Source organism: Bartonella sp. AU15XJBT (genome assembly GCF_028618615.1).
Lineage (GTDB): Bacteria > Pseudomonadota > Alphaproteobacteria > Rhizobiales > Rhizobiaceae > Bartonella.
This window is the reverse complement of the sequence record NZ_JAQITG010000039.1, coordinates 1-8,852: the sequence shown is the minus strand read 5'-3', so window position 1 is coordinate 8,852 and position 8,852 is coordinate 1. Positions and strand designations below refer to the sequence as shown.

At 39.3% G+C, this 8,852-nt stretch carries 5 protein-coding genes; all 5 read right to left on the bottom strand.

The window, feature by feature from the left end; genetic code table 11:
* Window positions 1–3,882: DEAD/DEAH box helicase family protein (locus tag PVV57_RS09210; RefSeq protein WP_273783936.1), on the bottom strand; the 3,882-nt coding region annotated here is incomplete at its 3' end.
* 510 nt (window positions 3,883–4,392) lie between these two features.
* Window positions 4,393–6,000, bottom strand: coding sequence for a YfjI family protein (locus tag PVV57_RS09205; protein ID WP_273783934.1), 1,608 nt, complete (start codon window positions 5,998–6,000; stop codon window positions 4,393–4,395).
* A complete protein-coding gene (locus PVV57_RS09200; RefSeq protein WP_273783932.1) occupies window positions 5,997–6,896 on the bottom strand; it encodes a toprim domain-containing protein in 900 nt (299 codons plus the stop codon). Before PVV57_RS09200 ends, PVV57_RS09205 begins: the two co-directional genes overlap by 4 nt.
* A 96-nt stretch (window positions 6,897–6,992) precedes the next feature.
* The gene (locus PVV57_RS09195; RefSeq protein ID WP_007347430.1) at window positions 6,993–7,193 is read right to left on the bottom strand and encodes an AlpA family transcriptional regulator; all 201 of its coding nucleotides are present in this window, start codon (window positions 7,191–7,193) and stop codon (window positions 6,993–6,995) included.
* A gap of 199 nt (window positions 7,194–7,392) precedes the next feature.
* Window positions 7,393–8,559: a site-specific integrase gene (locus tag PVV57_RS09190; RefSeq protein ID WP_273783930.1), complete on the bottom strand. Its 1,167-nt coding sequence runs from the start codon at window positions 8,557–8,559 to the stop codon at window positions 7,393–7,395.
* Window positions 8,560–8,852 lie beyond the last annotated feature (293 nt).

The following is an 8,852-nucleotide window of genomic DNA, read 5'->3' as shown; positions in this document are numbered from 1 at the left end:
ATAAAAAATGATCAATTTAAACACGTATAAAAAGATGGATTCTTGAGTGGATTCATATAAAATAATTACAAACAAACTATTGACTTTATTGTGTTTTTTGATATTATATCTCACATTATATGTCCAAGCGTCACGACTCGTTACGATACCACACGAAAAATTTTCAAAGAGCTTTTTATCATTACCTTTCTTATCACCTAGAGCTAGGAATGTCCTGAAACTGTCATCACGTTGATCAAGCCAATCATTATGCCTATCCGGTATAATTATTTGCCAACCTTGTTTACTTCGTGTAATGCCATCAATACTCCTAAATTTTTCAATTATCGTGAGCTTTTCTTTTCTATTGAGATAGTCTCCAATATCACGGAAATATATCTTACCATGCTGTTGTGCATTTGGATTTTTTACGAGAATGGAAATCGCTATAGGGGCACGAGAGCCAGACCCGAAAATTTTGCCACCTTCTTTACGAGAAAGTTCTCCAGAGGTTCGTTGATTACCACGTAAATGGAAAATATAAAGGCTGCTAAATTCCTCAACGAGACATTTGCGTAAACCATCCATAGCATGACCACTGATAAATCCTGCGTTCGTGACAAATCCAATAACACCACGCTCTTTTATACGGTCGCTTGCCCAGCAAATTGCTCGTATATAGCTATCATAAAGTTTGTTTCGATTTATTATTTTTGTTGAATTCGATATATATTTCTTACGAATACGATCATCTAATATGAAATAAGAGGTATTAGGATTATTATCATTAGCACTTTTTTGACCAGAAGAATAAGGGGGATTACCAAAGATAACTTCGATATTTAGTTTCTTTTGAAGTTCTAAATACTCACTGTTTTCTTTGAGTATACCGTCTATCAAGTTTTTTTCTTTAAGTGTTTGAAACGTATCAGCCAAACCAATATGCTTAAAGGGAATGTACTCACCTTTCATAAGACTATGATAAGTCGATTCAATGTTAATCGCTGCTATGTAATAAGCGAGTAAGACAATCTCATTGGCATGGATATCATGACGGAATTTATATTCCATATCCTCTGGTTTAATGAGATTGGATTGTAAAAGCCTTGTGATAAAGGTTCCAGTTCCCGTGAAAGGGTCAAGAATGGAGACACCACGTGACCCCAAGCTTTTTCCAAATTCATTGCGTAAAACATCATCAACAGAATGAATGATAAAATCAACAACCTCAACGGGGGTATAAACAATCCCAAGCCTATCGGTGGTTTTCTTAAATGCCTTGGTAAAAAAATCTTCATAAAGCTTGATAATAAGGTTTTGTCTTGCTTGGGGGGAGGTAATCCCAGAGGCACGGAATTTCACACTGTCATAAAACTCTTGTAACTCTTTTGATACTTGCTTGATATTGGTTTTATCCAACTCAGCTAAAATCTTTTCCATCGCTTGTGAGATAGCATTGTTTTGTACAAATTCATTGCCATCAAACAAGGCTTCAAATACAGGACGCGTGACAAGATGTTGTCCTAACATCTCAAGCGCTTCCTCTTGTTTGATTTCACTGTTTAAGTTGTTTTTGAGTTCTTTATGAAATGCATCAAAGGCGTGAAAGGCTTCACTGTTTTCATCAGCAAGCAGGTTTTGAAGATGGGTGATATGGTTTTGAGCAATTTCAGCAACATTGCCAGCCCATATGCCCCAGTAATCGGCAAGGGTAAATTTCTTAGCCAAAAGGGTTTTAAGGGCATTGGGAAACTCTTTATAAAAGGGTAATCTTCCTGTAACACTATGAAGGTATTTTTGTGGTTCATAGGCTGCTTTTCCAATCTCAAGCCCCGCGCTTTCTGGTTTCTCATAAACATAGATTTTATCCTCAACCGCTGTCATGCTCTTTAAGGCGCTAATCTCCAAAACATCACTAACGTCTTGCCCTAAAATCATCTGGTTAAGGGTGATTTCGAAATTCTCATCATGAGCAAGCAAAGCATTGATCACTTGCCAGACAACACTGTATCTCTTGTTGTATTTTAAAGCCTCTTCAGCAGAAATCCCAGCCGGCACCCCAACGGGTAAAATGATATAGCCTCTTTTCTTGCCTTTGGCACGGCGCATGATACGCCCCACCGCCTGTATCACATCCACTTGGCTTTTGCGCGGGTGTAAAAACATGATCGCATCAAGAGCAGGAACATCAACACCCTCAGAAAGACATCTTACATTGGTCAGTACACGACAAGTATTTTCCCCCGCATCTTCCTTTAACCAATCAAGGGCTTCATTGCGCTTCTTGGCACTTTGCGTTCCATCAATATGAGCAAAGGTACACTGAAGAGGCGGCGTCTCTTTATAGAGCTTATGAAGATTATATAATTCTTTCTGTATTTCTTGAGAATTGAATGTGTCACGGATACGTTCAGAAGTCTTGATATCTTTACAAAAAGCCAAAGCCCGACGCATAGGGTTAGGGTCATCACTCAAATCAACCTTCAGATCTATTTTAGCAAGGGCTTGATAACAGCCTATGATCTTGGTTTTATCATCAAGGATAAGTTCATAATTCTCATCGGTCATCAGATGTTGAATGGATTCACAGACTTCCTCTTCATTAACGCCTAAGATAATAATTTTATAAGGAACTAAGAGTTCATTCTTAACGGCTTTTGAGAATGTGTAAGTGTAAAGCTCTTTTCCATAAAGCGCTTCATCATCCATAGACGCCAGAATACCATTCATCTCATGGGCTTGTTTTTTGGCACTATCAGCAAAGATCTTAGGCGTTGCAGTCATATACAGACGTTTTTTACCCCGAATGATGCTGTTATCATGAACCTTGATAAATTCAGATTCATGCTTGTCTGTTCCCAATACAACCCCAGTCGTACGGTGTGCTTCATCACAAATGATCAGATCAAATTCGGGTAAATCATATTCCTTTTGTGCATCCGAAATCACTTGAATGGAATGATAAGTTGAAAAGACCACAGTCATCACATCAAGAGAGGTCTTATTGGCTTTACGCGCAAGCTCTTGAGAATCCGTGGTCGCCGGCAAGACAAGATCTGATGCATCAAGACCAGATTCATCATCCTGTTTGCCTTTACGACGTTTGCCTACTTGTGTATCCGAACAAACCGCAAAGGAACGCAACGGGACTTGTGCATCGGCTGTCCATTCACGGATTGTTTGTGACATCAAAGCAAGGGAGGGCACTAAAAACAACACACGCTTGCCTTTTCCTGCTATGGTTTCTGCTATCTTAAGACTGGTGAATGTTTTACCCGTACCACATGCCATAATCAGCTTGCCACGGTCTGCTTCTTGTAAACCTTCACAAACTCTTTCAAGCGCTTCTATCTGATGATCTAAAAGCTTTTTTTTCGGTTGCTCTTTAAGGACGGCTTGTCCTCGTTCTTTATAAGCGCCCCAATCAATTTGACTGTTTTCTAAATCAAATAGATTAATCTGTTGAATACGAACTTCTTGACCATCACAAGTGTTGTTAGCATTATCACTCCAATTGCTTTCGGTGCTATCAACGAGAATACGACGCGTAAAAATCTTTTTGCCCGACGCAGCGATAAAGCTATCAATATCTTCTTTTTTAATGATGTGAGAAGCATCATAGCATTTACATTGAATAGCCGCATATCCTCCTTGATCACGGATTGTAGCGACCAAATCAATACCAATATCACGCCCATCTTCATCATGCTCTTTCGCCCATTCATAATAGGTTTGAACCTTTTCGTATTCTTGCTTTTGAAGAGGGTCTTCACTCAAATAAACCATGACAAGGTTTTCAAACATGGTTCCTAATTCACGGGGTGATTTAGCTTGTTCGCGATAATATTCCAACAGAGAGCGTAAAGTGACGTGTTTGTTATCAGAATGATGAGGGTGAGACATAAAGGATAAGCTCCATGACAATAATGCTAGTGATTAATTCTTTTCAAAAGAATCGAAATGAAGCTTATTAAATCCATTTTGAGCAAATGGTGAAAAAAATGCAGAAAAATGCAAAAAAACGGATAAATTTTTTCAAAAGGGGTTTTTAAAGGTTGTTTATCAACAGCCCATGACACAGCGTAAGATCAGCAAAATAGTGAAATTTGCTATTCGTTTTATGATAAAAAAGACAAATGCACTATGTGCTTTAAGATATCAGAATTAGTATTTTGATAAGTTTTATGAGTCATTTTATAGATAGGTTTTGAAGGTGTAAAAATCGTCAAAACCCCTTCAAAACTTATCGAGGTTGTGTTTTGGATATCTTTAGACACAAGATTTAAAAGAACCTCTGTATGTCTCTTCTTTAAAAAATTATAAAACAAAAACCCTCAAAGATACTTCGTAAACCCTCTGTTGGTACGATAAGATCTTTGAAGGTTTTAAGGATAACAAAAAATTACAATGGCTTCATTGTTTTATGCAGTTGTTTTTAACGAAAGGATTCCATTCATAGCGTATGGTAGGTCGACCGCTTTTAGGGGTATTATCTCCAGAGATTTCACGAATATAGTTACAACGACATAAAAGCTCTAAAGCTTGCTTAACGGCTCCATTATCTGTTAAACCGTTCCAACTTCTTTGATGAATATCACGTAAAGTAAAGACATCGGGTAAATGATCACAGCGCTCGACAATCAATTTTGCCCCCTCTGTTGCTAAGCTATCCGCCGCCGCATAAAGCCTTTTGACATGACTTAACAAATATTTTTCCCATCGCAAGGCTGATAGAAGGGCATCTTTATTGATTTCAAAACGCCCCCCTTCGGTTAATTCAAAAATCAACGCAAGACTTACTATGGTCTTAGGTATTTTCAAAAGATGCGCTTGTAAGCTTTCAGAAAGGTTATTCTCTTTGGCTTCTTTAAAAATCTTTTGCATCCATTCACGAAAGATCTCTTGAGCTTCAGCAGAAAAGCGCATCACAAGAGGGTGTTCTGGTGAACCAAGGGGGGTATCATAAAGAGAACGAAATGCCCCTTCATAAGTTTTCCATGCCTCTTGATTGGGAGGTCTATCGACCCATTTCCAATCTTTTGTCTCATCGGGCCAGACAATCATTTGAAAGCGTTGTAAGAAACCATCATTGCCTTTTCCATATAAAACATTGCGTATAAAGGGCAGAATGCGCGAGGGTTGAATGCCCCCTATAATAGAAACGGTTGCATTGGGAATAAAAATGGTTCCACGCCCAATCCGGTCATAAGTAAATTGACCATCTCCATTAAAAGCTTCCAAATAAAAGGCACGCTCTGTTTGATATTCCTTGCGTTCCATATCTGTTAAGAAACCAGATAACTCATCACGCACCATCAAGAGACCGCGGGGATTTTCTTTTAAGAGTTCCCCAAGCTTTTCCACGCTCGTATCATTGACAATGAAACGAGAGACATCCTCATCATGCGCATTGTTTTTAGAGAGGGTTTCAGACAAAAGAGCATGGGCTGTTTCAAGATCTCCTTTTTTGATTGCTTTATGGGCTTGTTTTTTCTTTTCAGACTTGTCTAAAGTTTCAAGTATCCCTTCAATTTCTTGTTTTTCTTTCTGCTTTAGCCACGCTTTATACCATTTCTTTTGAAGGCAAGTGATAGGCGCTAAAGCGGCTTGCATGGTGGGTGTTTTCATGGTTGAAGGTTGACCAATCAGAGCGCCCCAGAGATTAGGAACAATCTTCCAATCATCATGTTGTTTTGGAGCAATGCGCACGCCATTGCCAATAACAGCAGCCAAACCACATAAAGCAGAGATAGCAATAAAATCCATAGGGGCTTGTTGGCTATCCGCAACGTCATAAACATAGTTCATTAATGACGTTGGCAACTGTAATAAGCTAAAAGGCTCGACGGGTAAAAGAGCCGCCGTGATAGGCTTTATTTCCCCCCAACCGTTTTGTTGCAATGCGATTTCATAAGGAATGGCTTCTAAACAAGCATTTTTATTTAAAGAGCCATTGTCGTTATCATTGTATGAAACATTTTGATTGTTGGTATCTACAATATTGTTTTTATTCTCTCTCATTTATTTATACCTTTCAGTATCAAAACATCATTGAAATCTAGACCGTAGGGAGCTTGCATGATAAAGACCTCAAATCCTTGACTATAGGCACGCGCAGCGAGGGTAAAACCTGCTTTACGCCCCGCATCATCGCCATCCATTGCAATGGTGAGACGGTCTTTGTTATGGGGTAAATTCACATGCATCATGCCATGGGTTGAAAGGGACGCCCATAAATTCACGGGCTCTGTTAATAACCCAGACAGCAAAGCCAGACCGGTTTCAATGCCCTCACAAATGACCAGATGTTTTGGATTGGCTTGACTTAATTGCACCGCGCCACCCGTTACAGATCCCAACATGGCTTTTGCTGGTTTTTGATCTGTTTTGCAGCCATTGTCTTTTAAAAAGGTTCTATGAATGGCAAAAGAACCAGCCTCCTTAACAAGAGCAACCAACGCGGGTAGTGTAACTCCAGAGGGGTGTGGACATTTGCTATGAAAGCGTAAATAAGGAGATAAGTCACATGTGATCCCACGCATGCGTAAATAGGTTTCTGCTAAAGTATTTTTGATTGGTTGGCTTTGTTGCCAAATTGCTTTTGCTCTCTCTGCTTTCTGTTTTACTCGTTTGAGATCAGCACAAAACTGTTTTGAGAAAGAGATCTTATGATCATAAGCTTTATCAAAAAAGGCTTGTTTCCCAAGCAAGCCAATTCTAATAAGCGCTTGTATGTTTTCTCTAAAAGAGCAGCCAGCATAACAATAGAGTAAGATACGCCCATCATTTCCATTGGCAAGGGATAAGCTAGGCAGCCTATCATCATGAGCGGGGCAACGGGCTGTTCCATAACGCCCATGCCAAACCCCATGCAAGGCACGTGTAATGCCCTGCGCATTCTTAAAAGAACACATCATTTTAATCCTATAACGTTGCATCATAGGACGGATTGTGCTATCTCTAGGATTGTGAATTTGAGAAAGCCTTGTCCGTCCTTACGTGACAAGTTTTTTTTATGCCACGTCGTTATAACGTTGCTGTTTTGCTTGTTCGATTACATTCAAAAGATCCGATTGTAACCAACGGGATAAAAAACCAAATTTTAAAGGTTTTGGGAGAGAGCCATTGGTAACATGACGGCGGAAAGTTGAGACACTCATATGAAGCAATTTTGCACTTTCACGGTCAGTTAAAAGAATATCATTTTCTGTCATTCTAAAATCCTTTCATAGTAAAACATAGAAACAAATCATGCCTATTTATTAAGCACATTTTGGTTCATTTTTGAAGGTATTTTATTTATAGAAAACAATATATTATCATATAATTTCTGATGTGATAATTTATGAGTTTTATTGAGAGAGAATGAGAGAGAAAGTTATCAACAGATGATGGGGTTATGCACCCCATATCTTAAGATTGACCAGTGACATAAGCCGCCCATTTATCCATGTAGACACGACGCTGTTCTAAATAGTCCGTACGACGATAGGCACGCTCTACTTTACCCCCTACCGTATGAGCTAGAATAGTTTCAGCGACCTCATAGGGGGCATCGGTTGTTTCAGCGAGCCAATCGCGTAAACTAGAACGAAATCCATGGGGGCAGGCATCAAGTTTATTTTTTTTCATATATTTTGACATAACATTCTCAGCAAGGGGACTTCGACCGGAAAAAGACAGAATGAAATCACTTTTAGAGATACAACTGGCTTGTTCAATCACTTTTAGAGCTTCTAAAGATAGGGGTACGCGAAATTCTTTTGTTGTATCACGCCTTCCTTTCATATTCTCAGCAGGAATAGTCCATATATTTCCATCAACCTGATCCTTATGAATATAACGTAAGGAATGCGTACGAACGCCTGTCAAGATGAGCAAACGCAAAGCCAGTTGTGTTATAGCTGTTGTTTGGCAAAGTGTTTTATAAAAAGCGGGTATATCTCTCCAATCCATTGCTGGTCTATTAGTGATCTTATGACGTTGTTTTCCTAAAAGAGCACGTGCTTTTTCGGTTGCTTGTAAGTCAACATCTAAACCTAGTGCAGCCGCATGTTTGAGACAAAGTTTGAGACGCATCAATGCTGTCCGAGCAGCTCCAGCTTTTGTATGCCAAATAGGGGCAAGGGTATCGCGTATCTCTGTTTGCGTAATTTCTGAAACGGGTAAACAACCTAATTTAGGGAGAATATGAAGGCGTAAAGGTAAAAACCAAATTCCATCTTTCCCATCCCCTTTTAATTCAGCTTTATGGCTTTCAAAAGCATCCACGGCAATATCTTTTAAATAATGGAGATTGCTTATTGTCTCACGCTTTTGTTTATCGCGTTCTTTAATGGGGTCACGACCCTCACGTAAAACAGAACGCCATCCTGTTGCCAATTCACGGGCTTGTTTTAAAGAAACATCTCGCAACGCTCCCAATCCCATTTCGCGACGACGCCCGTGAAGGGTATAACGATAAATCCATTGAGCACCTCCATCTTTACGCTTATGAAGAAGCAAGCCGGCACCATCATTATATTTGCCAGCCCCCAATGTTGCTACAGATCTTGCATTAAGACGGTTCATAAGGACCATTTTTACTCCTTTCTTATACAAATTTGATCCACACACTCATCCCACTTGTTATGTGCAAATGAGTGGTTTTGATTGATACAACATACACAGATTTGAAATGAGAGAATCCTACGTTATTCGAGACTCTCATTCAACATACAAAACAGTGAATTATCATTATAAATCAGTGTGTTGATCACGTGCAAAATCGCCCCGTGAAGCTGCTAATCAATTGGCAATAGAAATGCGTGCAAAGCGTTTCGGTTTAACGCTACAAGAGGCAAAAAATCCACTTTCTGGATCTTATATAGGGC